The organism is Pseudomonas sp. FW305-E2 (assembly GCF_058782925.1).
Genome location: NZ_JBYSYE010000013.1, coordinates 37,124 through 59,322 on the forward strand (window position 1 = coordinate 37,124; position 22,199 = coordinate 59,322).

The window sequence follows — 22,199 nt, forward strand, 5'->3', positions numbered from 1 at the left end:
TCAGCGGCCGATTGTTTGCGTCTGGCGGGTGAGGCTGATCAGCAGACCGGTTTCAACCTGCTGCTGCTCGGCAGTCAGCGCGTCCACGCCCTGGCGATACTGCTGCTCGTTGAGCACGACGCGCCGCAGCCTGCCCTCAGCATCCACCGGGCTTTCGGGCATGACCCTGGCCAAGGCTCGTCGCACAGAGCTGTCCAGTGATGTCACTGGGTCGGCGGTTTCATCCAGGCAGTAATAGAGGTAGTCAAGGCCTGGCCGCCAGAAGTCGGTGATCAGGCTGAACTGTGCCGCATGCTCTCGTTTCAAGTACTCGACCCAGCCAGGCTGCTGGGTCAACCATTGCTCTCGAGCGATGGCATCCTTGTCCAGGGAACGGACCGCAGCTTTCACCATTTCGATGATTGTGTCGTTGATTCTGGCCGTATTGCGGTACAGCATGCCTCGGCTCGGCTCAGGGTAGTCCAGCGCGCTGGCCAACGACTGGCGCAAGGCCAAACGTACCTCGACATCGTCCACCAGCCCCGTTTGAAGTTCGCTGTCTGGAAAGGCTGAGGGGTCGTCCAGCTCATCGTAGGGGGGGAGGTTTTCATCGAAGGCCCCGTCGAGCAGCGCCTGTTTGCGCAAGGACCTTCTCCAGCTGATGCGATCGGCCAGTTGATTGACCTGACTGCGTCGATACAACTTGCCATACAGGCTCAGTAGATCAGCGGGTCGACTACCGGCGACGGCTGCCGCTTCGTGGGCCAGCACTTCTATCTCCAAGGCACTGAACGCGTCGGCACCTGCGTCGCCACAGGTTGGCGGGAAGTCGCCGGCCACGGTGGCCAGGCGTTCACGCAGCGCGGTGTCGCGGGCCGCGTCATCCAACAGCTTCCAGACGCGTGCCCTCAGGGCCTCGCCATCACGCTGCGCTTCTGCCGATTGGGCAAGACGTTCGAGTACGCCCAGCAGCGCTGCGTTTTCACCTTGGTCGAACAGGTCGCTCCACAGTTGCTCCTCGGCACTGCTCGCCTCGCCACGGAAAATGCCCTGCCACAGTGGCACGTCTTCTGCGTGCTCGAATACGTTGACGCCGCTACTGCCCAGGCGTGCTCGTGTCTGGGCTTCCAGGGTGTTGTAGTTGAACAGCCAGCGGCGCTCCGGCAAGTGCGCGGCGACATCGCGGGCAAACGGGGTACGCAGCACACCAGGCAAGTCTGGCAGGGTACGAATGCGGTTGGACGACAGGTTCAGGTAGCGCAGTTGGTACTGGGGCTGGCTCATCAGGACGGTCAGGCTGTCGGGCCACTGCTGCAGTTCGCAACGCTCAAGCTCCAGGTGGACAAGACGGGCCATGAAGCGCAGGTCGGGCGCCAGTTGCAGTGGGTTGCCTGAAAGGTGCAGTACAGTGGGGTGGATCATGTCCTGGAACTGGGCGGCAAGGCTTTCGTCAAGTGTGATTTGATTGTGGCCCAGGCCGAGGGCATCCAGGGGCAAGCGCGTCAGGAAGCCTAAACTGTTGGTGTCAAGTTGCAGCCGGTTGCGGCTGAGCCAGAGTAGCCGTAGGCCGGGCATAGCCCCGATGGCCTGTTGGGCGGTGGGTGAAAGGGTGGTCAAGCCATTGTCTGTCAGGCCCAGCTCGCGTAGCCGTGGTGCCGACCTGAGCGCCTCGAACAATGTTTCGGCATTGATGTCCTGGTTACCGATGATTTCCAGGGTTTCCAGGTTAGGGAAGTTCGTCAGGAAGCTGCCCTCCAGGCGCCGCATCTGCAGCCCCTCGAGCCTGAGATTGCGGATATGCGGCATGCGTGCAGTGAAAGCGGGTAGCGCTTCGAGCTGCATACGGTCCAGTACCAGTGTTTCGGCTTGCGCACCGCCTTCACGGCGGGAAGCACTCATCAGTCGCTCGGTGCATTGCTGGCGATCAAAGCGCTCTTCAAGGGTGCGGGCGGTGCTTACCCAGCGGTTGAGATCCCGGTTGAGGGTACGCTGCTCGACCTCCAGCCGGTTGATGGCGCTACCCAGGTCGCCTCCTCGAGCCAGTTCGGCTTGTAGCCCACTGATTTGCTCGCTGTTGAGTTCGGGGTAGAGCGCCCGGAGTCGACGTGCAGCCGGCAAGGCTCGTCCTTGCAGGCCACGGCCGCTCAGGGGATAGCCCAGCTGGCCGTTGGCCAACCGCAAAGGGGAGCGGAACCTGGGGTTGATGGGTTGCTGGCCGATCAGTGAGGCGCAGTGCTGGCGATCGTCAAGGGCAAGTTGCAGCAACCGGGCCGGGTCAGCCTGCGGGTGCGCGGCTTGCAGCGCCTGTTTGATGCGTAGACTGTCGTCGTTGGCCAGGCTAGGCCTGAACAGGCCGAGGAGGGCGCGGTCAAGCCGCGCTCGAGCTTGCAGAAGGCGTGCTTCTTCGGCAATGCGAAGCGGCACCCGGCCGTTGGTCAGGCGTTCCCGTTCGGCGTTGCTGATGTTGCCAAGCAATGCTTCAAGCGCGCTGTCCGGCAGCCCAGGAAACTGCCGGGCGAGGGTTTGTGCGGTTGCTGGGCGTGTGGGACGGTGTCTTTGTTGCAGGCTCTCGAACAGCGCCTCGCGATGCTGTTCCAGGTGTTGCGCGAGCTTATTGTTCAGTACGGATGATCGGTGCTCGGTTGGTGTGTCACCGAGCAAATGCCCAATGGCTTCTTCATCCATCTGATCCAGCACGGTCTGGCTCAACTGGCCATTGTCCAGGTCGGTACGGGTAATTTCGATTTCTGTCTGGCCCAGCGTGTGAGGGGGGCCGTAGCGCACCGATTCGCCCCAGGGTTCTGGCCCTTGGTAAACCTTCAGCACGTTCCCCTCGGGCCACCCCGGCAGGCGCAGCAACTCAGGCAAGGCAAAGTTCTTGTACGCAGCCAGCGGCAGCCCATGGCGTACGCAGTTGATGATCTGTTGTGTCTGATTGTCCAGTTGCAACCGCTGCAGCGTGTCGATCAACAAAGCGGGTGGACGCAGGCCCGTTGCCTGGGTGCGGCGCAGCACGTCTGGATCGGTACCGGTACTGCGCATGGCATGGTCCAGTTCGCTGTCGTCCAGGCCTGCACTATGGCTGCCGAGGCGGCGCGCGAGCTGTTCGCGGTCCCATTCCAGAGGCTGTTCATGGGCCAGTTGCCAGCGGGCGTTACCCTGATGCAGCAAGCGTGGGGCATAGGCCTGCGCGTCATCGGGGTGGCGCACGCGCCATTGCTGATCAGTGCCCTGAAACACCTCGTACAGGGTCCCATCCAGCTTCAGGTAGGTCTTCCCATCGACGTGTACATGGCCGAGCAAATCGGGTTGAGCCCCCTCAGGAATAACCGCCGTGCTCGCATAGGGTTTCATGTCGGGGTGCCAGAGCACCTCCTTGTCTTCATGCCATACACTTTTCAGTGCATCGACAAAGCCAGACGCCTGGACGATCCTGGTGCCCACTGCAAAGCCGGCAATCACGCCCGCGTTGATGGCCAGCGATTCCAACTGCGCCAGTGCCTGCCGGGTATCACCTTCTTCCCAGGCCTCGAACCCGGTGAAAACAGAGCTCATCAGGTCGTAAGCAAAAACGCCTAGCATGACCGTGTTCAAACCCGGCACGAAGAACGCGGCGACATTCAGCACGTTCATCCCCAGGTCGAACCAGTATTTCAGACGCTCATTGCGGGCGTTGGCGTCGACTTCGGCGGTAGGCACAGCAATGGTTTTTGCGTCGGCCTTCATGCGCGCAAGGTGTGCGTTGTACAAGGACGTCCAAGGGTCGGTCCTGATGGGCGAGAGCGTAAAAGGGATCACTGGCATGATGCGGGGTTTGCGTATGCCCGCTTCATCCTCTTCGAACAGCGCGATTTCCAGCTTTACGGCGAGTTCTTTTTGCCTGTCCTTGTAGGCTAAATGCACCAAAGCGCGGCGAAACTCGCTTTGCAATAGCCGGCTGCGCAGGTGCTTGCCCGCTTCCTGACGAGAAGCGAACTCCCTTACCGGGTGCTCGCTGTCGCCAGGGATATACACAATGCAGGGGTTCTTGCGGTAAGGGTTGTCTGGCCCGATGAACAGTATTTCGTGGACGGGGGTATCGAACAGGTTGAAGTGCCAGCAATGCAACGCCTCGTTTTCATAGGTGGGGTGAGGCTTGCCGTCGCACAGTTGCCCAAGCGCATCGAGCCCGGCCTCGCTCAGCAGGCCTTTGAGCTTGGCGATCAATGCCTGGACCCTCAAGGCCTCACGGTTCGCTGCAATCGACAGGCGCTGGATTTCAGCGCGATTGGCGCCTTCATGGGTCGCAAGCAAATGGTCTTGATAGCGTTTGCCAAGGTCCAATGCCCGACAATGTCTGACGAAGTCCGCCATCGTCAGGCCTGCCAGGGGCGTGTCGCTGCCAGCGGCGTCGGTGAGCCTGCTGTAGGGACCGACTTCGTCCAGCCCCTCGAAGTTGTGCAGGGCAGCCTCCAGCAAACTGCGTGTTTGCGGCTGGCCGACGGGGCGGGTGGCCAGCACGTCCGCTTCCACGTCCGGGACCAAAGGCGTTTCCACATCGGGAACGCCAACCCAGATGTTGGCCTCTGACTCAAAGGGCTGGAACACATACTGCGCCCTGTCTACGGGTACATTCAGCTTCAACCGCTCAGTCAACAGAGGGCCGCAGAACGCGATGATGTCCTTGAACTCGCCTAGCGCCTGCTTGACCTGCGCCAGCCGTTTGTTACGGGTTTGCAACGCGTTGTGCAACTGCTCACGCATTGGCCCATCGGCAGTGGCATACCACGAGTAAGGGGTGCCATCTTCATCGAGGTACTCCTTGTACAGGCTCTGCACCACTTTGCGCGTATGCGTGGGTTGGAGCGCCTTGCTCCATTTCGGTAACGATCGGGTTATCTGGTTCTGATGCAACGGTGTCGGGGTTGTCATGGTCACCATCTCTTTTGTGGGGGGAGACAGTCCACGCTGATCAAGGCGCCGGGGTGCGGTAGATAGTTGTTGGCAGCGGTCGGTCCTGCGTATGCGCGGGTCGGTGGGGGGCTGGCAGCGAGGGAGCATCTGCGAGAGGGTGAGGCAGGTCATGGTGCAGGCTTCAGCCAAGGAGAATTGCAATGCGTTCGCTGTGCAGTCCGAAAGACCACCTGCTAGACCTCGATGGCGTTGAAATTGCGGTTCGAACCTGGGGGGCAGAAGACGGTATTCCCATATTGGCCTTGCATGGCTGGCTGGATAACGCTGCCTCGTTCGAGCGCCTGGCACCGATGCTGGACGGCTGCTTCGTGGTGGCCCCCGACCTGATTGGCCATGGCCGTTCTGGGCATCGTCGCCACGACAGCGGCTATTACCTGTGGGAGCATGCCGAAGACATGTTGGCGGTGACCGACAGCCTGGGCCTGGCGCAATTTCATGTGCTGGCCCATGGGATGGGCACCGGTATAGCGTCGCTGCTGGCGGCCATGACCAGTGGCATTGCCAGCATGACCTTCCTCGACGGCATGGGGGCACCGTTCACGGTGGCCGAGGATGACCGCGTGCAGCACCTGGCGCGGGCTTACCGGCTCAAGCGCATGGTACAGCGTAGCCAGTTGCCGGGTTTTGCCGAGCCGGATGTTGGTCGCTTCGACGACCTGGACACCGCCCTGGCGCAACGCCGCGAGCGGCTGGACACCGAACTGTCGGAAGGTGCCGCTCGGCTGCTGGCGCTGCGCGACCTGCTACAGCTGGACGATGGCTATTGCTGGCGCCACGACCCGCGGCTGGTATTGCCCGAACCCATGCCACTGACCGAGCGCGAAGCCTGCGACCTGCTCAGTCAGATCCGCTGCCCGTTGTACCTGCTGTTCGGCCGCCAGGGGGCCTTCACCGGCGAGGCCTTTACCCGGCGTCAGGCCGCCTTGCCCAGCCAGGCGAAAGTCTCCTGGCACCCAGGCGGGCACCACTTCCACCTGGATGCGCCGGACCGGGCGCTGGTCGACCAGTTGCTGCGTATCCTGACGCGCCATGAAGGGGGCGTTCTGCAACGCTTGGTGAACGAGTAGCTGATTCTGGTCACGCCGCGTGAACCTGGGCTATGGTGGCGAACGTATTCGCAAACACGCCACAGGGAGCCCGGCATGCGGCCTTTCACCATCAAGCACATCGACCACCTTGTGTTGCGGGTCAGCGACCTGCCGCGCAGTGTTGCCTTTTACACCGAACTGCTCGGCTGCACCGTCAGCCGCGTGCGCGAAGACTTGGGCATGGTGCACCTGGCCACGGGCACGGCGATGATCGACCTGGTAACCCTGGATGGCCCGCTGGGGCAGCCAGGCGGAGCTGCACCGGGCGTGGAAGGGCGCAACCTGCACCATTTCTGCTTGCGCATCGAGCCGTTTGACGAGGCCGCGTTGACGGCCTATCTGGAAGCCGCCGGGGTAAAGGTGGAGCCTGCCGAGAAGCGTTATGGTGCCGAAGGCGAGGGGCTTTCGCTTTACTGCTACGACCCGGACGGTAATCAGGTCGAGTTGAAGGGGCCGGTAATGCCTGGCGGTTGAAACCGCCCCCGCCAAAATCGTCAGCCAACCCGATATCGCCCAGCACCCGGTGCTGCCGTGTAGTCCAGGCCGTCTTCTTGTGCAGGGCCTGGCGGGTGGATATCCAGGCAATCCCGATTATGCTTCATTTACCTTGCTGCGATCCGAGGCGGGCCGCCTCGTCGTGCTTCGCGCAAACAAAGCAAGCTCAAGGGCCTGGGTGCGACGGTGAAGTGGTTGTGAGGTGCTCCGGCCTGCATGACAACATGACGGAGGCAACCCATGGCGGTTCTCGACAGCGCATCCACGGGCAGCAGCGCGCCCCAACGCGGCATCACCAAGGAGGAGCGCAAGGTCATCTTCGCCTCATCCCTGGGCACGGTGTTCGAATGGTACGACTTCTACCTGTACGGCTCACTCGCCGCGATTATCGCCAGGCACTTCTTCGCTGGCGTCAATGAAACCACCTCGTTCATCTTTGCCTTGCTGGCCTTTGCCGCCGGCTTTGCCGTCCGACCGTTCGGCGCCATCGTGTTCGGTCGCCTGGGCGACATGATCGGGCGCAAGTACACCTTTCTCATCACCATTGTCATCATGGGCTTGTCCACCGCAGTGGTGGGGCTGCTACCGGGCTACGCCACGATTGGCGTGGCCGCGCCGATCATCCTGATCACCCTGCGCTTGCTGCAGGGGCTGGCGCTGGGCGGTGAGTACGGCGGCGCGGCCACCTACGTGGCCGAGCATGCGCCCAAGGGCCGACGCGGCTTTTTCACCGCCTGGATCCAGACGACTGCCACCCTGGGGCTGTTCCTGTCGCTGCTGGTGATCATGGCCTGTCGCACGGCCATGGGGACGGAAGCGTTCGAGGCCTGGGGCTGGCGGATACCGTTCCTGCTGTCGATTCTGCTGCTGGCGATTTCGGTGTACATCCGTCTGCAGTTGAACGAGTCGCCGGTATTCATGAAGATGAAGGCCGAGGGCAAGGCATCCAAGGCGCCCCTGACCGAATCGTTCGCCCGCTGGGACAACCTCAAGGTGGTGATCATGTCGCTGCTCGGCGGCACCGCCGGCCAGGCCGTGGTGTGGTACACCGGGCAGTTCTACGCGTTGTTCTTCCTGTTGCAGACGCTCAAGATCGAGCCGCAGACCGCCAACCTGCTGATTGCCGGTTCACTGTTGATCGGCACACCATTCTTCATTTTCTTTGGCAGCCTGTCCGACCGGATTGGCCGCAAGAAGATCATCATGGCCGGCTGCATCATCGCTGCACTGACCTACTTCCCGATCTTCAAGGCGCTGACCGAGTACGGCAACCCGGATGTATTCGTTGCCCAGGAGCAGAACCCGGTGGTGGTGGTGGCCGACCCGGGCCAATGTGCATTCCAGTTCGACCCGGTGGGCAAGGCCAAATTCACCAGCTCTTGCGACATTGCCAAGAGCCTGCTGGCCAAGCGCGCCATCCCGTATACCAATGAAGCGGCGGAGCCCGGCAGCGTGGCACAGATCCGCATTGGCGAACGGGTATTGCCGAGCTTTGATGGCAGCAGCCTGGCGGCGGCGGACTTCAAGGTGCAAAGCGAAGCGTTTACCGCAACCCTGAGTGGTGCTTTGAAAGAGGCGGGCTACCCGGAAAAGGCCGATCCGGCGAAGATCCACTACCCGATGGTGCTGTTGCTGCTGACCATTCTGGTGATCTACGTAACCATGGTCTACGGGCCGATTGCCGCCTGGCTGGTGGAGCTGTTCCCGGCGCGCATCCGCTACACCTCGATGTCGCTGCCTTACCACATCGGGAATGGCTGGTTCGGTGGCTTCCTGCCGACCGTGGCGTTTGCCATGGTGGCAGCGACCGGGGATATCTATTACGGCTTGTGGTACCCGATCGTGATTGCCGTGATGACGGCGGTGTTGGGGATCTTCTTCCTGCCGGAGACCAAGGATCGGGATATCACTCACACCTGAAGGTCGAGTTTGCCTGTGCTGGCCCCTTCGCTGTAGGAGCGGGTTCACCCGCGAAAGGATCAGCACAGGCCTCGAATGCAGTGTAGGAGCGGGTTCACCCGCGAAGAGGCCGGCACAGGCCTCGAATGGTGTGTAGGAGCGGGCTTGCCCGCGAAGAGGCCGGCACAGGCGATCAATCAGTCGAAGTAGCCACGAAGCCCGAATGCATACCCGGTATCCACAGCTGTCGCCTCACCCCGGCTCCAGCGCTTCTTCAGCACGAACTCGAATGCCGGCTCGTACAACCCGTCGCGCACCAGTGCCCCCGCCAGCACCTCCACGTCGTACCAGCCATTGTCCAGTTCGATGATCGGCCGCCCTGGCACCTGGTAACGCGCCATCAGGTCACCCAGGGTCTTGGGCGTGAAGTGCTGCAGGATGCGCCAGGTGTACAGCATCAGCGCACCGTGCTCGATCCGCAGTACATAGCCATTGCGCCGGTGCTTCAGGCGGCTGCCGGCCTCGCGCAGGGCCGGTGTGTGGTTATCGAGGGTGAACAGGATGCGGTAGGGCAGGTTGTCGACACCGGCCAGCGGCAGCACGATGCCTTCGCGCACCGCCTGGTCGCCGCTGTCACCGTGGGTGAACGCACCGGCCAGGTCGTCGGGCAGTTGATGGTCTTGCTTGAAGCGCTCGAGCAACTGGATATCGCCGAGCAGAAAGTAGTCGACCAGGTCGTTGAGCACTTCGCTGAATTCGTGGCGCATCTTTTTTCCTTGTGGGTGCGCATTGGGGTAAGGGCAACCGGCTAGTGCTTCTGGGCAATCTGGATCAAGTTGCCGCACGTGTCATCGAACACCGCCACGGTAACCGGCCCCATTGGGGTGGGTGGCCGGATGAACTGCACACCGGCTGCACATAGCCGGGTGTATTCGGCCTGGATATCGCGCACGCCGAACGAGGTGGCGGGGATGCCATCCTGCTTGAGCGCGGCCTTGTACACCTTGGCCGCCGGGTGCGCGTCGGGTTCCAGCAGCAGTTCGACGCCATTGGGGTCGTTGGGCGAAGTCAGGGTCAACCAGCGGTGCCGGCCCATGGGGATGTCGTGCCTGGGCTCGAAACCGAGTACGTAGTGGTAGAAAGCCAGGGCCTTGGCCTGGTCGTCGACGAGGATGCTGGTGACCACGATCTTCATAAGCACACACCGTTTACCTGGGGCCGATGACTATCAGTAAAGACGTTCGGGCGTTTTTGACCAGTGGTTGCAGTGCCACGGGGGCCCGTTACAGGTGCAAGCGTGGTGCGGCGCCGGTTTACGCAGGCCTGTGAGACGAGGTACTGGCAGACCCTACAAAAAACCTGTTCAAGGCATAGGTAAATCCTTCAGCGCTCAGCCCCCGCAGAGCGGCAGCCAAGGGTAAAGTGTGAGGCATGATCCCAGCCTGCCCAGACCCGCGTCAGAGAGGTACCCTGTGGCTGCCTATACCTTGCGACAACTGAAGTACTTCGTCACCACCGTGGAAGCGGGCAGTGTGGCCGAAGCGTCACGCCAGCTGTACATCGCCCAGCCGTCCATCTCCACGGCCATCAAGAGCCTGGAGGAAAGTTTCGGTGTGCAGCTGTTCATTCGCCACCACGCCCAGGGCGTGTCATTGACGCCCAGTGGCAAACGCTTCTATGCCAAGACCAAGTCGCTGCTGCAGATGGCCCATGAGTTCGAACAGAACGCCCTGGCCGACAACGATACCGTCGCCGGGCAAATCGACATTGGCTGTTTCGAAACCGTGGCGCCACTCTACCTGCCGCGCCTGATCGCCGGTTTTCGTCAGCGCTACCCGGGTGTGGACATTCGCCTGCGCGACGGTGAACAGCAGGACCTGATCCAGGGCCTGACCGCCGGAACATTCGACCTGGCATTTCTCTATGACCACGACCTGGATGGCACCATCGAGGCCGAGCCACTGATGCCGCCGCAGAAGCCCTATGTGCTGCTACCCGAGAACCACCGCTTTGCCAGCCAGGCCCAGGTCTCGCTGCGCGACCTGTGCCCCGAGCCGATGATCCTGCTGGACGTGGCCCCTAGCCGCACCTACTTCGTCAGCTTGTTCAACGAGATGGGCCTGGCACCGAACATTGTCTTCAGTTCACCGTCGATCGAGATGGTGCGCGGCATGGTCGGTCAGGGTTTCGGTTTTTCGTTGCTGGTAACCCGTCCGCACTCGGAATACACCTATGACGGCCAGCGCCTGGCAATGCTCGACATTGCCGAGCCGGTGGCGCTGTCGGGGCTGGCTGCGGCGTGGTTGAAGCGAGTCCAGCTGACCAAACCGGCGCAGTTGTTCGTGGAGTTTTGCCGGGAAGAGCTGGCGAAGTTCTGAACTGAGCACGCCATGCTACCCCGGCAGGAGGCGCATGGCGTGGCATTGCTCAGGGGCTGACCTGATAGCCGCGCCCCTGCAGGCAACCGCTGTAGGCACTGGCATGGGCCTGGGTTTTGGCTTCGTCCTGGCCGCGCCGGTCCTGGCGCCGGTCCTGACGCTGGCGCATGCCACCGACCGCGGCTCCGGCGGCGGCCACTTCGCCAGCACGGTTCTGCCGGTATTGCTGTTTGGCATCGTCACCCACCCGGTCATACAACGCGTCATGCTGGTTGCCGCGCACCTGCGCGCCTACAGCACCGGCGGCGGCACCCGCAGCTGCACCGCGAACCCGGCCACCGACATGGGGGTCGCTGGACGTCGCCGTGCCGTTTGCGGCATTGGTGGCGACGGTATTGCAATCGTTGATATCCAGTTGCATCTGCTGGCTGCTCTGGCCCTTGAGCGGCACCACCGACTGCGCCTGGGCGGCCGATGCTGCGCACAGCAGCATCAACAGGTAACTCCACGTGAACGTACGCATGGCACACCTCCACCGGGCGGAAAGCCCGCCTCACAGGATAGTTCGCCTTTGAGGTCGTGATGGAAGTTTTGCCCAGATGGTCTACACCGGATATCAGACGCCGTTCCGATTAGCCTCTTGGCCTGATCCAAGGCTACCTGCGGGCAAACCATGAGCCAGATGCAAGATCTGATCATCTGCGAGTATTGCGACACGGTGTACCACCGTGCACCGCTGCTCAAACATCAACGTGCCCTTTGCCAGCGCTGTGGCGGCGTGCTGTACCGGCACAGGTCACTGACCATCGAGCAGCGGCTGGCATTGAGTGTGACTGGCGGTGTCCTGCTGGTGTTCGCCAACTATTACCCGGTGATGACCATCGGCATGCAGGGGCTGACCCACTCGGCCACCTTGTGGGACGCCGTGCAGATCCTCAGTCACGGCAGTATCACCTTCATCGCCCTGGTCATGGCGCTGTCGATCATTTTTGCGCCGCTGCTGCAAATTGCCCTGTTGTGCTGGGTGTTGAGTTTTGCCCTTGCCGGTCAGCGTGCCCCCGGCTTTGCCCTGTGCATGCGTGGCCTGGAAAGCCTGCGGCCCTGGAGCATGCTGGAGGTGTGTCTGCTGGGGGCGATGGTGGCGGTGATCAAGCTGGCGGGGCTGCTCGATGTGATCCCCGGTATCGGCCTGCTGGCCCTGGCCGCACTGAGCATGTTGATCATCCACATTGCCGGCAAGGACATCCGCGATTTGTGGGAACAGGTATGACTGTCCCAGCCATGGCGCACGACCTTGGCTTGTGTCTGTGCCATGGCTGTGGCCAGGCATGCGACACGCGCAGTGGCGCGCACACCTGCAACCGTTGCGGCGCCGTCATTCACCGGCGCAAGGCCAATGCCATCAGCCGTGGCTGGGCGTTTCTGCTGGCCGCCCTGATTTTCTACATCCCCGCCAACCTGCTGCCGGTGATGCACACCGAAATGCTCGGCAGTGGTACAGAAAGCACCATTGGCGGTGGCGTGCTGGAGTTCTGGGAAGCCGGGGCCTGGGACATCGCGCTGATCATTTTCATTGCCAGCGTGGGTGTGCCCGCCATCAAGTTCTTTTCCCTTGGCCTGCTGCTGTTCACTGCCCAGCGTGGTTCTTCCTGGGCCTGCCGGCAGCGTTCGCAGCTGTACCGCTTCGTCGAGCTGATCGGCTATTGGTCCATGCTCGATGTGATGGTAGTGGCGTTGGTGGCTGCGCTGGTGCAACTGCGCGGGCTGGGCACCATCGAGCCGCGTGTGGGCATTCTGTTTTTTGGCATGGTGGTTGTGCTGACCATGTTCTCTGCGATGAGCTTTGATCCACGCTTGATCTGGGATAGCCATGCCAACGAGGGGAGGCCGCATTGATGGGGCAACAGACTGACAAGCGCGAGGGCCCTGGGCAGGTTGAAGTGCGCACCCGACGTTGGAGTGTGTCGCTGGTATGGATCGTGCCGATCCTGGCGATCCTGATCGGCGCTTCGCTGGTGGTGCGCAACTGGATGCAGCAAGGGCCGGTGATTACCATTTCTTTCCACAGTGGCGAGGGATTGGTGGCGCACAAGACCCAGGTAAAATACCGCAGCGTGGTGATTGGCGAAGTGACCACGGTGGACTTGGCCGACGACAAGAGGAGCGTGGTGGCCAAGGTTCAGCTCTCCAACGATGCCCGTTCGTTTGCTACCCAGGGGGCGCGCTTCTGGGTGGTGCGACCGCGCATCGGCGTGGGCGGGGTTTCCGGGGTGGACACGCTGCTTTCGGGCAGTTTCATCGGGGCCGATTCAGGCGAGTCGAAGGTGCCGGAAAAGTCCTTTGTCGGCCTGGAGCTGCCACCCCCGATCACCTATGACGAAAAGGGCAAGCGTTTCGTTCTTGTCGCCAGCGACCTGGGCTCACTGGATATCGGCTCTTCGATCTACTACCGCAAGATCCCGGTGGGCGAAGTGGTGTCCTTTGCCCTCCAGGGCGATGGCAAGGGGGTAGAGATTGGCGTGTTCGTGCAGGCGCCCTACGACACGTTCGTCACTGCTGACACGCGCTTCTGGAATGCCAGTGGCATCGACATGCAGATCGGTGCCAATGGCCTGAAGGTCGATACCGAATCGCTGTCGTCTATTCTGGTGGGCGGGTTGGCCTTCGGCTCGCCCGATTTCGCCGCGCAAGCCGAGCCTGCTGCCGACCAGGCCCGCTTCCAGCTATTCGCGGACCGCGACATGGCGCTGTCGCCTCCGCATGGCCAGGCGCAGTACCTGCAGTTGCGCTTCGACCAGGCCATGCGTGGCCTGTCGGTGGGCGCGCCAGTGGAATTCAAGGGGGTGGAGTTTGGCCGGGTCACCTCGATCCAGCTCGATTACGATGCTACGCGGCAGAGCTTCCCGGTAGTGGTCGATGCGGTGATCTACCCGCAGCGGCTAGGGCCGGTGCACCGCAAGATGCTGGCGGTGTTCAAGCACACCGAGGGTGATATGGAAGGGGCGCGGAAACTGATTGGCACGTTTGTCGAACATGGGCTGCGGGCCCAGGCGCGTAGCGGCAACCTGATCACCGGGCAGATGTTCATTTCGCTGGACTTCTACCCGGATGCCCCGAAGGTGACCTTCGACATGGCTGCCAACCCCATCATGATCCCGACGCTGCCCGGCAGCCTTGAGCAGTTGCAGGAACAGCTGCAGCGGGTGATGGAGCGCATTGCCAAGCTGCCGCTGGAAAGCATCGCCGGTAACCTGGACGGTAGCTTGCGTGAGCTGCGCGCCAGCCTCAGGCAGTTCAATGGCCAGACGCTGCCGGAGGTGAAGGTGGCGCTGGACGAGGTGCACAAGACCCTGCGCACGGCCAACTCGGCCATTTCCGAAGATTCGCCGCAGCGCGAGCGAATGGGCGAAACACTGGACGAGCTGGAGCGCATGTCGCGGTCGCTACGTGACCTTGCCGATTACCTGGGCCGACACCCCGAGTCGCTCATTCGTGGCCGGCCGAAAGCGGCCGGGCCCGCAGACCTTGAACCCTGAGGAGACAGCCGATGCAACGACTGCGCAATGTATGTGTGGCCAGCCTGCTGGTGTGGCTCGGGGGCTGTAGCAGTACGCCGAACAACTACCACACGTTGGTACCGAGCGAACCGGTACGTGACAGCGGCCAGCGCATCCAGGTGGTCAGGGTGGCTGTGCCGCCCCAGGTCGACCGCCCACAGTTGGTGGTGCGGCAAGGGCAGAGCGGCCTGGCCATCCTGGAGACGGAGTGGTGGGGCGCCAACCTGGTGGATGAATTCCGCAGCGCCCTGCAGGACCTGTTGGGCGGCCCGGCGGGCGGTGGCAAGGCGTCGCTGCGGGTGGATGTGCAGCGCTTCGACACGGTACCGGGGCGCCATGCCTCGCTGGAGGCGGTGTGGCGCCTGAAGCAGCAAGGGCAGGCCGAGCTGACCTGCCATACGTCTGTGCAGACTGCCGCGGACAACAGCATCACCAGCCTGGTGAATGCACACCAGGCCAACCTGCGCAAGTTGGCCGAGGCGGTGCGGGGGAGTGCCCTGCAGGGTAGCTGCCGGGCATGAACCGGCCTTATTACTGCCGGGTGCTGGCTGTTTCCTGTGCCCCTTCGGCCGTGTCCTGCGGCAGCTGATCGAACTCGCGCAATCCATCCTTGCGGTACGGGTCGCCGATCCAGCGTGGTGCTACCACGAACTGTGGGCTCACCAGGCTCTTGGCCGGTTCATAGCGGTCGTAGCTCAATCCGGCCAGGTCTGACAGGGTATGGATCAGATGCGAACTGCTGTAGGGGCGGTTGGCCATTGCCTGCAAGTCACGCGGGTGTTCGGCCTGCCAGCTAGGCGAGGTCCACAGCAGGAACGGGATGGTGTACATCGGCCGGGTCGGTGCGCCTTCATTGCGCCCCAGGCGGTCGTGGTCACCGGAGCTGTACACGTCTTCACCATGATCGGACAGGTACATCAGGAACCCGTTGGGGTTGCCTGCCGCATAACGCTTGATCAGGGTCGACACCACATAGTCGTTGTAGCGCACCGCGTTGTCATAGAAGTTGTAGGTTTCTACCTGGTCCGCCGTCAGCTTGGCTGGCACACCTTGCTTGTCGTTGAAGTGCGCATAGTTGTCCGGGTAGCGGTAGCGGTAGTCCATGTGCGTGCCCAGCAGGTGCACGATGATGAACTTGTTGGGCGCAGGGTCTTGCAGGGCTTTCTCGAACGGTCCCAGCACCACGTCATCGTACTGGCTGGCATTCTGGTTGCGCTGGTTGTTCAGGTACACCGGCGCGTCTGTTTGCTGCGAGAAGGTGGTGAGCATGGTGTTGCGCTTGGTCAAGGTCTGCTGGTTGGTGATCCAGAAGGTCTTGTAGCCTGCCTGTTTCAGCAGGTTGATCAGCGACGGGTCGCTGAGGAAGCGGTCCGGGTTCTGCTCGTCGCCGAACGTGAGGATCTGCTGCATCACTTCGATGGTGTACGGGCGCGGCGATACCACGTCGCGGAACACGGTCAGGCCCTTGTCGCTGGCGGCCAGCGCGTCGAGGTTGGGCGTGGTATCGCGGTTATAGCCATACAGGTGCATGTGCTCGCGGGTGGTCGACTCGCCGAGCACCAATACCAAGGTGCGTGGCGCTGTACCACTGCTGTCTCGCAGGTTTTGCAGCGGTGGCAGTGCGGCATTCTGGGCCAGCAGTTTCTGCATGTTGTCCAGTTGCTGGCGGTACTGTCGGTAGCCGACCAGCAACTGCCAAGGGACGGCCGGCTCCATTCGCTGCTGCACTTTTTCGAGCGCATCGGCGAAGTTGCGCTCCTGGGTGACCATCTGCTTGTAGAACGGCATGACCAGGTTGGCCACCAGCAATAGCACGACCACCGGCAGGCGGCTGCGAAGCGGCAGGCTGACCGGGCGCACGCGTCGCCACAGCATTACCGCGACCAGCGTGTACAGCACCAGTGCCAGGCCCAGCCCCACGCTGAAGTATTGGCTGAAGTACTCACCAGCCTCGGCGGTGTTGGACTCGAACATCACAAAGATGACGCTTTGTGAAAACTCCTGGCGATAGATGCCGAAGTAGCTCAGGCCCACCAGCGATGCAGCCCACAGCACCAGACCAATGATTGCCGCGGTGGCGCGGGTGAAGCGCGGCAGCAACAGGACGGGCGCCAGCCACAGGCTGCTGAGGAACAGTGCATCGCGAAAACCGGCGAAGCCGGTCGTCCCGCTGAACAGCAGCAGCGCCTGGGTTACACCGGAGAAATACCAGAAGAACAGCAAGAGCCAGCCGAGCCCGGCCCAGTCCACGCGCTTGTGCGCGGCGGGGGATGTAGTGTTTGACACGTATGCCTCGTCGTACCTTGGCGGCCAGCGGTTGTGCGCGTGACCGGAAAGGGCGTGACGCTAATCTGCGGACTGTGAAAATAACGTCAACGCGGTTAATCCTGTGACCTGCATGGCCGTAGCAGGCATAAGCTGGGCTGTTCACCGCGTTTTCCCAAGGCTGCCGGGGTATGATGGCGGCAGCGAAACGTCCTGAAAGGCCCCGTAGACTATGAACCGTCGTAAGAAGATCAAGCAGCTATTGCAGGCGCATGCCAAAAAGGCCAGTGCCAAGCTGGCGCCACGCAAGCCCAAGTACATCTGCAAGGCGGACCGCTTGAAGATGGAGGCAGAGGCGGCGGGGGAGGCTCCGCAGCTGGCCGACTGACACTGCCCCTAAAACCGATCGCTTGGGCTTCAACGGCGGTAGTAATGATGCGCGTCATGATGACGCTGGCGCATGGCGCGCTCATGGCGGCGCTCCCAATCACGGCGCCGTTCCCAGTCGCGCCGCCGCTCCCAGTCCCGACGGGCTTGTTCACGCCGCCACTGTTCGCGGCGCCAGTCGCTTCGATGGTCGTGCCAGCGATCGTCATCATGCGCCAGGAGGGTGGCCGGCTGTTCAACGGCCACGCTGGCCACGCTCGACCAAGGGTTGCCGGCTGGCTTTAACGGTGACTGGACAGCCGGTGAAACCGGTTCGGCGGCTTTCATTTGCGTTGCCGATGCCGTGCCCACCGCCGCGAGCGAGAACAGGCCGAGCAGCACCAACCTTGCGACATGTATTTTCATGAGCGTAGCCAACCTCTGATAACGAATGAGCCATCTGGCCAGCAGGTGTGGGGCGAACCTTGTCTCGCGTTCCGCTACCTTTCTGTGCCTCACACATAGACAGGAAATCAGGAAAAAGTTCGCTACAGCAACAACTTGAAGAACTTTGCCGGGGTGGTTGGCGCTGTGCAGTATCCGCCGTGAGTGCCCCACTGGTCAGTCATAGGCCTGCAAACACCTCACGCAAATGCCGCCGGTAACTGTCGAACGCAGCAATCGCCCCTTTCACCACCTCTGCTTCTTCCTGATCCCCCAGCACCAGGCTGTCCAGCCTGGCAACAAATGCGCGCCAATGCAGCGCTCGGCCATCCGGGTGAGGGGCCAGGTGGCGGGCGCCCTTGTCACCCTCCAGCCCAAGACATTGCGTGTGCTTGTAGAGAAACGCCGCCCCCAGGTTCGAGCCTTCACTGCAATACAGCCATCCCAAGGCCTGGGCCGAGCTGACACAGACCGGTTGGGGGGGCGCTGGCAGCGGCAGGCCCAGGTCGCGCAGGTCGGCCTCGACTGCCGCGAAACGTGACAGCGTCGCCAGCCCCGGCAGTTGCTGGTTGAGCTGTTCATCCTGATACAACGCCAGCAGGCTGCCATGAAAGCGGTGCTGCACCTGCAGGAAGCGACCATAACGCTCGCGGTTCTCGAAGGGCCGCGCTGCCATTACCAATTGATCGACGCTGTCATGATCCCTGCTGCTGGCCGCTTTCAGGCGTTTGCAGCGGCTTGGTTCGGTGAAGGGGGAAGTTACAGCGGTCATCGGCGTATCCGTGGCAATAGAGCAAGGTCCCCATGATGCTTGCCATCCTTGGCAAGCATCAAGCGTCACACGCCCGACCTGACCGAGTTCGCAATGATGGAGCGCAAGGTCGAGGCTCATTTATCATGGCGGCTGTCTTTACCATTGCCAAGGATACTTGCCATGAGCGCCCTTCAGTTCCGCACCCCCGTTCCCGCCGATGCCGAGCGTTGCTACGCCATCGAAATTGGCGCCTATGAAGGGGATGAGGCGGCCACGCTGGAGAAAATCCGCACGCGTATCACGCAGTACCCACAAGGCTTCCTGGTGCTGGAAAGTGACGGCGAGATCGTGGGTTTCATCAACAGTGGCTGCGCCCACGAGGTCGTGATGTCCGACGAGGCCTTCAAAGAGCTGGTCGGCCATGACCCGGCGGCCGCGAACGTGGTGATCATGTCGGTGGTTGTAGACCCGGCCCACCAGGGCAAAGGCTACGCCAAACTGTTGATGAACGAATTCATCGGGCGCATGCATGCGGCGGGCAAGCAGACCATTCACCTGATGTGCAAGGAGCAGCATGTGGCCCTGTACCAGAAGCTGGGCTACCGATACGTGAAACCGTCGCCGTCGGACCACGGCGGCATGGCCTGGCATGAGATGGTCATGGGCCTTTGAGTGAACGTGAAATCGTAGTGTGCGCTACCCGCAGCTTCTAGCCACGCACCCGGCTTTCCTCATGGGAAAACAGGTAACGCTTTGATTGACGTTGGTGGCTTGCTGCCTTTGTTCTCTACATGACAGCGCAGCCCAAAGGGCTGCGCATGACCTTCATTCAACCCGGCGATGCCGAGCTGATGCCTGGCCTCAAGTGCCACTGACCAGCTGATGGGCCAGCTGGTTGTGGCGTTCCAGTACCCGCGGCAGGTCGACGGTGGCCAGCTGGCCGTCTTTCACCACGACGCGGCCGTTGATCACGCTGGTATGCACCTGGGTCGGGGTGCAGAACACCAGTGCCGCCAATGGGTCATGGTGGCCGCCGGCATACGCCACATGGCCCAGGTCGAAGGCGACGAAATCGGCGACCATGCCCGGGGCCAGGGCGCCGATATCATTGCGGTTGAGCACTTTCGCGCCACCCAGGGTGGCTATCTCTAGCGCTTCGCGTGCGGTCATCGCGTCAGGGCCGAAGCCCACCCGTTGCAGCAGCAGGGCCTGGCGCACTTCACCGATCATGCTGGCGCCGTCGTTGGAGGCAGAGCCATCGACCCCCAAGCCCACCGGTACGCCGTGGTCGCGCATCTTGCGTACCGGGGCGATGCCCGAGGCCAGCCGCATGTTCGAGCATGGGCAGTGGGCGACGCCGGTGCCGGTGCGGGCGAACAGCTCAATGCCGTGCTGGTCGAGCTGCACGCAGTGGGCATGCCATACATCATGGCCGACCCAGCCAAGGTCTTCGGCGTACTCGGCAGGGGTCATGCCGAACTTCTCGCGGCTGTAGGCGATGTCGTTGACGTTCTCGGCCAGGTGGGTGTGCAGCGACACGCCATACTGGCGCGCCAGCACGGCAGCTTCGCGCATCAGGTCGCGGCTGACCGAGAACGGCGAGCATGGCGCGACCACGATACGGCGCATCGAGCCGTGGCTGGCATCGTGGTAGTCCTCGATCAGGCGTTGCGATTCCTTGAGGATGTCGGCTTCCTTTTCCACCACTGCGTCAGGTGGCAGGCCGCCTTGGCTCTGGCCCACGCTCATGCTGCCGCGCGCGGCATGGAAGCGCATGCCGATCTCGGCCGCCGCGTGGATGCTGTCGTCGAGCTTGCAGCCGTTGGGGTAGATATACAGGTGGTCGCTGGAGGTGGTGCAGCCGGACAGGATCAGCTCGGCCATGGCGGTCTGGGTCGACACCGCGATCATCTCGGGGGTCAGGCGCGCCCAGATCGGGTACAGGTTGGTCAACCAGTTGAACAGCTCGCCGTCCTGAGCTGCCGGTACCACGCGGGTGAGGCTCTGGTACATGTGGTGGTGGGTGTTGACCAGGCCTGGGATGACCACCTTGCCGGCCATGTCCAGAACCACGTCGGCGTGTTGCGGCAGGGTTTCGCTGGGGCCGACTTGCTTGATCAGGTTGCCTTCGATGAACAGGCCGCCGTTCTTGATTTCGCGGCGTTCGCCGTCCATGGTGACCAGCAGTGCGGCGTTTTTGACGAGGAGCGTTTTTGCAGGGTTTGTAGATGACATGGTGCAAGCCTGCGCAATACGCATCGGCGATTACCGATGTCATAGGCGCTCGGTATTGTAAGCAAGCTTTTTACTGATTGTATACAGCTCGAAGTACCCGTGCCGGCCTCTTGGCGGCTTGAGCCGCGAAGAGGCCGGCACGGGTTGCAGCCATGAAAGATCACACCGCCTCGCGGCTGCTCACACCCTCCAGCAACCGGGCAATCCCCAGCGGGTTAGCGTTTTTCAACGCATCCGGCAGCAGTGCGTCCGGGTAGTTCTGGAAGCACACTGGGCGCAGGAAGCGGTCGATGGCCAAGGTGCCGACCGAAGTGCCGCGGGCGTCGGAGGTGGCCGGGTAGGGGCCGCCATGCACCATGGCATCGGAAACCTCCACACCGGTCGGGTAGCCATTGAGCAGCAAGCGCCCGGCCTTGCGTTCCAGCAACGGCACCAGTGAGGCAAAGGCGCGCAAGTCGTCAGGTTCGGCAATCAGGGTGGCGGTCAGCTGACCTTGCAGGTGACGCAATGCTTCGGCCAGTTGCTGGGCATCGGCCACTTCAACCACCACGGTGCAAGGGCCGAACACTTCTTCCTGCAACAGCGGGTCGCCATTGAGCAGCAGGCTCACGTCGGCCTTGAACAACTGCGGCTGAGCCTGGTTACCCGTTTGCGGTTGACCGGCCAGATGCTGGATACCCGGGTGCGCCAGCAGGTGCTGCACAGCGTTCTGGTAGCTGCGCAGGGTGCCCGCGTTGAGCATGGTCTGCGGGCTCTGGTCGGCCATGCGTGCCACCAGCGTTTGCAGGAAATGCTCGAAGTGTGGCGACCGGATACCCACCACCAGGCCCGGGTTGGTGCAGAACTGCCCGCAGCCCAGCACCACCGAGGCGGCCAGCTCGGTCGCCACCTGCTCACCGCGAGCCTGCAGAGCCTGCGGCAGCACGATCACCGGGTTGATACTGCTCATTTCGGCGAATACAGGGATCGGCTGCGGGCGCGCTGCGGCCATGTCGCACAGGGCGCGGCCACCGCGCAGCGAGCCGGTAAAGCCGACTGCCTGGATGGCTGGGTGCTTGACCAGCGCTTCGCCCACACCGGCACCGTAGATCATGTTGAAAACGCCTGCCGGCATACCGCTGCCGGTCACTGCTCGGTCGATGGCCGCGGCCACATGTGCCGCAGTGAGCATGTGCCCGCTGTGTGCCTTGAACACCACCGGGCAGCCGGCGGCCAGCGCCGAAGCGGTGTCACCGCCAGCGGTGGAGAAGGCCAGAGGGAAGTTGCTGGCGCCGAATACGGCCACCGGGCCCACGCCGATGCGGTACTGGCGTAGGTCCGGCCGCGGCAGCGGGGTGCGCTGGGGCAGGGCGCGGTCGATGCGTGCAGCGTAAAAGTCGCCACGCCGTACCACCTCGGCAAACAGGCGCAGCTGGTTGCTGGTGCGGCTGCGTTCGCCGCGGATGCGTGCTTCAGGCAGTGCGGTTTCGCGCATCACATCCTGGATGAAGTCATCACCCAACGCGTCCAGTTCGCTGGCGATCGCGTCGAGAAAAGCAGCGCGCTGGTCCGGGCGGGTGCTGCGGTAGCTCGGGTAGGCCGCCTCGGCGGCCTGGGCGGCGGCCTCGACTTCGTCGCCGGTCGCCTGGTGGAAGGCGTAGGGCAGTGCTTCGCCGGTGTGGGCGTCGAGGCTGTGCAGCAGCACGTCACCGTGGCCACTGAGCTGGCCGGCGATGTGGTTCAGGCGGTGTTCGATGGACATTTCGTTTCCCGTTGGCAATGACAATCGTGGGTCAGGACTGTAGGG

General features: G+C 62.5%; 19 protein-coding genes. 10 read left to right on the forward strand and 9 right to left on the reverse strand.

Features of this window, described 5'->3' with window-relative positions; genetic code table 11:
* The gene (locus tag AC3WLP_RS12770) at positions 1 to 4,890 is read right to left on the reverse strand and encodes an NEL-type E3 ubiquitin ligase domain-containing protein (protein ID WP_371919691.1); all 4,890 of its coding nucleotides are present in this window, start codon (positions 4,888 to 4,890) and stop codon (positions 1 to 3) included.
* A gap of 182 nt (positions 4,891 to 5,072) precedes the next feature.
* On the opposite strand from AC3WLP_RS12770, the gene AC3WLP_RS12775 reads away from it, so the two are divergent.
* From AC3WLP_RS12775 to AC3WLP_RS12785, 3 genes are all read left to right on the forward strand, one after another.
* Positions 5,073 to 5,999: an alpha/beta fold hydrolase gene (locus tag AC3WLP_RS12775; RefSeq protein WP_003250808.1), complete on the forward strand. Its 927-nt coding sequence runs from the start codon at positions 5,073 to 5,075 to the stop codon at positions 5,997 to 5,999.
* A gap of 75 nt (positions 6,000 to 6,074) precedes the next feature.
* The gene (locus tag AC3WLP_RS12780) at positions 6,075 to 6,494 is read left to right on the forward strand and encodes a VOC family protein (protein ID WP_012052822.1); all 420 of its coding nucleotides are present in this window, start codon (positions 6,075 to 6,077) and stop codon (positions 6,492 to 6,494) included.
* Between the two features lie 261 nt (positions 6,495 to 6,755).
* Complete coding sequence (locus AC3WLP_RS12785; protein ID WP_012052821.1) at positions 6,756 to 8,435, forward strand: MFS transporter; 1,680 nt, start codon at positions 6,756 to 6,758, stop codon at positions 8,433 to 8,435.
* Positions 8,436 to 8,611: 176 nt separating this feature from the next.
* On the opposite strand, the gene AC3WLP_RS12790 is transcribed toward AC3WLP_RS12785, so the two are convergent.
* Positions 8,612 to 9,181, reverse strand: coding sequence for a hypothetical protein (locus AC3WLP_RS12790; protein ID WP_088512752.1), 570 nt, complete (start codon positions 9,179 to 9,181; stop codon positions 8,612 to 8,614).
* Between the two features lie 41 nt (positions 9,182 to 9,222).
* Positions 9,223 to 9,609 (reverse strand): VOC family protein, encoded by a 387-nt coding sequence (locus tag AC3WLP_RS12795; RefSeq protein WP_003250815.1) that lies wholly within the window; start codon positions 9,607 to 9,609, stop codon positions 9,223 to 9,225.
* A gap of 277 nt (positions 9,610 to 9,886) precedes the next feature.
* Between AC3WLP_RS12795 and AC3WLP_RS12800 the strand changes: the two genes are divergently transcribed.
* The gene (locus AC3WLP_RS12800; RefSeq protein ID WP_014753507.1) at positions 9,887 to 10,792 is read left to right on the forward strand and encodes a LysR family transcriptional regulator; all 906 of its coding nucleotides are present in this window, start codon (positions 9,887 to 9,889) and stop codon (positions 10,790 to 10,792) included.
* 49 nt (positions 10,793 to 10,841) lie between these two features.
* Here AC3WLP_RS12800 and AC3WLP_RS12805 read toward each other — a convergent pair whose 3' ends face one another.
* Positions 10,842 to 11,315 (reverse strand): YMGG-like glycine zipper-containing protein, encoded by a 474-nt coding sequence (locus tag AC3WLP_RS12805; RefSeq protein ID WP_003250819.1) that lies wholly within the window; start codon positions 11,313 to 11,315, stop codon positions 10,842 to 10,844.
* A 150-nt stretch (positions 11,316 to 11,465) separates the two neighbouring features.
* On the opposite strand from AC3WLP_RS12805, the gene AC3WLP_RS12810 reads away from it, so the two are divergent.
* The 4 genes from AC3WLP_RS12810 to AC3WLP_RS12825 are packed head-to-tail and all read left to right on the forward strand — an operon-like array spanning position 11,466 to position 14,870.
* On the forward strand, positions 11,466 to 12,062 hold the full coding sequence (locus tag AC3WLP_RS12810) for a paraquat-inducible protein A (protein WP_014753506.1): 597 nt from the start codon (positions 11,466 to 11,468) through the stop codon (positions 12,060 to 12,062).
* Positions 12,059 to 12,688 (forward strand): paraquat-inducible protein A, encoded by a 630-nt coding sequence (locus AC3WLP_RS12815; RefSeq protein ID WP_012052818.1) that lies wholly within the window; start codon positions 12,059 to 12,061, stop codon positions 12,686 to 12,688. The genes AC3WLP_RS12810 and AC3WLP_RS12815 overlap by 4 nt, the downstream gene beginning before the upstream one ends.
* Positions 12,688 to 14,328, forward strand: a complete 1,641-nt coding sequence (locus tag AC3WLP_RS12820; protein WP_012052817.1) for a PqiB family protein — start codon at positions 12,688 to 12,690, stop codon at positions 14,326 to 14,328. The genes AC3WLP_RS12815 and AC3WLP_RS12820 overlap by 1 nt, the downstream gene beginning before the upstream one ends.
* Positions 14,329 to 14,339: 11 nt before the next feature.
* Positions 14,340 to 14,870 carry a PqiC family protein gene (locus AC3WLP_RS12825; RefSeq protein ID WP_014753505.1) on the forward strand — a complete coding sequence of 177 codons (531 nt, stop codon included), beginning with the start codon at positions 14,340 to 14,342 and terminating at the stop codon, positions 14,868 to 14,870.
* A 10-nt stretch (positions 14,871 to 14,880) separates the two neighbouring features.
* Here the strand turns inward: AC3WLP_RS12825 and AC3WLP_RS12830 are convergent, their stop codons facing one another.
* Entirely contained in the window at positions 14,881 to 16,635 is a 1,755-nt protein-coding gene (locus tag AC3WLP_RS12830; RefSeq protein ID WP_080580314.1) for a phosphoethanolamine transferase CptA, read from the reverse strand.
* Between the two features lie 211 nt (positions 16,636 to 16,846).
* On the opposite strand from AC3WLP_RS12830, the gene AC3WLP_RS12835 reads away from it, so the two are divergent.
* The gene (locus tag AC3WLP_RS12835; protein WP_003250831.1) at positions 16,847 to 17,002 is read left to right on the forward strand and encodes a DUF2986 domain-containing protein; all 156 of its coding nucleotides are present in this window, start codon (positions 16,847 to 16,849) and stop codon (positions 17,000 to 17,002) included.
* Positions 17,003 to 17,031: 29 nt separating this feature from the next.
* Here the strand turns inward: AC3WLP_RS12835 and AC3WLP_RS12840 are convergent, their stop codons facing one another.
* Complete coding sequence (locus tag AC3WLP_RS12840; protein WP_014860835.1) at positions 17,032 to 17,406, reverse strand: hypothetical protein; 375 nt, start codon at positions 17,404 to 17,406, stop codon at positions 17,032 to 17,034.
* Between the two features lie 199 nt (positions 17,407 to 17,605).
* Positions 17,606 to 18,196 (reverse strand): biliverdin-producing heme oxygenase, encoded by a 591-nt coding sequence (locus AC3WLP_RS12845; protein ID WP_012052814.1) that lies wholly within the window; start codon positions 18,194 to 18,196, stop codon positions 17,606 to 17,608.
* 162 nt (positions 18,197 to 18,358) lie between these two features.
* On the opposite strand from AC3WLP_RS12845, the gene AC3WLP_RS12850 reads away from it, so the two are divergent.
* Positions 18,359 to 18,850, forward strand: coding sequence for a GNAT family N-acetyltransferase (locus tag AC3WLP_RS12850; RefSeq protein WP_012052813.1), 492 nt, complete (start codon positions 18,359 to 18,361; stop codon positions 18,848 to 18,850).
* Between the two features lie 189 nt (positions 18,851 to 19,039).
* On the opposite strand, the gene AC3WLP_RS12855 is transcribed toward AC3WLP_RS12850, so the two are convergent.
* The gene (locus tag AC3WLP_RS12855; RefSeq protein WP_017147710.1) at positions 19,040 to 20,413 is read right to left on the reverse strand and encodes an 8-oxoguanine deaminase; all 1,374 of its coding nucleotides are present in this window, start codon (positions 20,411 to 20,413) and stop codon (positions 19,040 to 19,042) included.
* Between the two features lie 160 nt (positions 20,414 to 20,573).
* Positions 20,574 to 22,154, reverse strand: coding sequence for an aldehyde dehydrogenase (NADP(+)) (locus tag AC3WLP_RS12860; RefSeq protein WP_014753500.1), 1,581 nt, complete (start codon positions 22,152 to 22,154; stop codon positions 20,574 to 20,576).
* Positions 22,155 to 22,199 lie beyond the last annotated feature (45 nt).

Bases quoted from the DNA above. Each gene is read 5' to 3' on its own strand.
- AC3WLP_RS12785 (WP_012052821.1), top strand. From the start codon at position 6,756: ATGGCGGTTCTCGACAGCGCATCCACGGGCAGCAGCGCGCCCCAACGC.
- AC3WLP_RS12850 (WP_012052813.1), top strand. From the start codon at position 18,359: ATGAGCGCCCTTCAGTTCCGCACCCCCGTTCCCGCCGATGCCGAGCGT.
- AC3WLP_RS12815 (WP_012052818.1), top strand. From the start codon at position 12,059: ATGACTGTCCCAGCCATGGCGCACGACCTTGGCTTGTGTCTGTGCCAT.
- AC3WLP_RS12770 (WP_371919691.1), bottom strand. From the start codon at position 4,890: ATGACAACCCCGACACCGTTGCATCAGAACCAGATAACCCGATCGTTA.
- AC3WLP_RS12840 (WP_014860835.1), bottom strand. From the start codon at position 17,406: ATGAAAATACATGTCGCAAGGTTGGTGCTGCTCGGCCTGTTCTCGCTC.
- AC3WLP_RS12790 (WP_088512752.1), bottom strand. From the start codon at position 9,181: ATGCGCCACGAATTCAGCGAAGTGCTCAACGACCTGGTCGACTACTTT.
- AC3WLP_RS12845 (WP_012052814.1), bottom strand. From the start codon at position 18,196: ATGACCGCTGTAACTTCCCCCTTCACCGAACCAAGCCGCTGCAAACGC.
- AC3WLP_RS12825 (WP_014753505.1), top strand. From the start codon at position 14,340: ATGCAACGACTGCGCAATGTATGTGTGGCCAGCCTGCTGGTGTGGCTC.
- AC3WLP_RS12795 (WP_003250815.1), bottom strand. From the start codon at position 9,609: ATGAAGATCGTGGTCACCAGCATCCTCGTCGACGACCAGGCCAAGGCC.
- AC3WLP_RS12775 (WP_003250808.1), top strand. From the start codon at position 5,073: ATGCGTTCGCTGTGCAGTCCGAAAGACCACCTGCTAGACCTCGATGGC.
- AC3WLP_RS12860 (WP_014753500.1), bottom strand. From the start codon at position 22,154: ATGTCCATCGAACACCGCCTGAACCACATCGCCGGCCAGCTCAGTGGC.
- AC3WLP_RS12780 (WP_012052822.1), top strand. From the start codon at position 6,075: ATGCGGCCTTTCACCATCAAGCACATCGACCACCTTGTGTTGCGGGTC.
- AC3WLP_RS12820 (WP_012052817.1), top strand. From the start codon at position 12,688: ATGGGGCAACAGACTGACAAGCGCGAGGGCCCTGGGCAGGTTGAAGTG.
- AC3WLP_RS12810 (WP_014753506.1), top strand. From the start codon at position 11,466: ATGAGCCAGATGCAAGATCTGATCATCTGCGAGTATTGCGACACGGTG.
- AC3WLP_RS12805 (WP_003250819.1), bottom strand. From the start codon at position 11,315: ATGCGTACGTTCACGTGGAGTTACCTGTTGATGCTGCTGTGCGCAGCA.
- AC3WLP_RS12855 (WP_017147710.1), bottom strand. From the start codon at position 20,413: ATGTCATCTACAAACCCTGCAAAAACGCTCCTCGTCAAAAACGCCGCA.
- AC3WLP_RS12835 (WP_003250831.1), top strand. From the start codon at position 16,847: ATGAACCGTCGTAAGAAGATCAAGCAGCTATTGCAGGCGCATGCCAAA.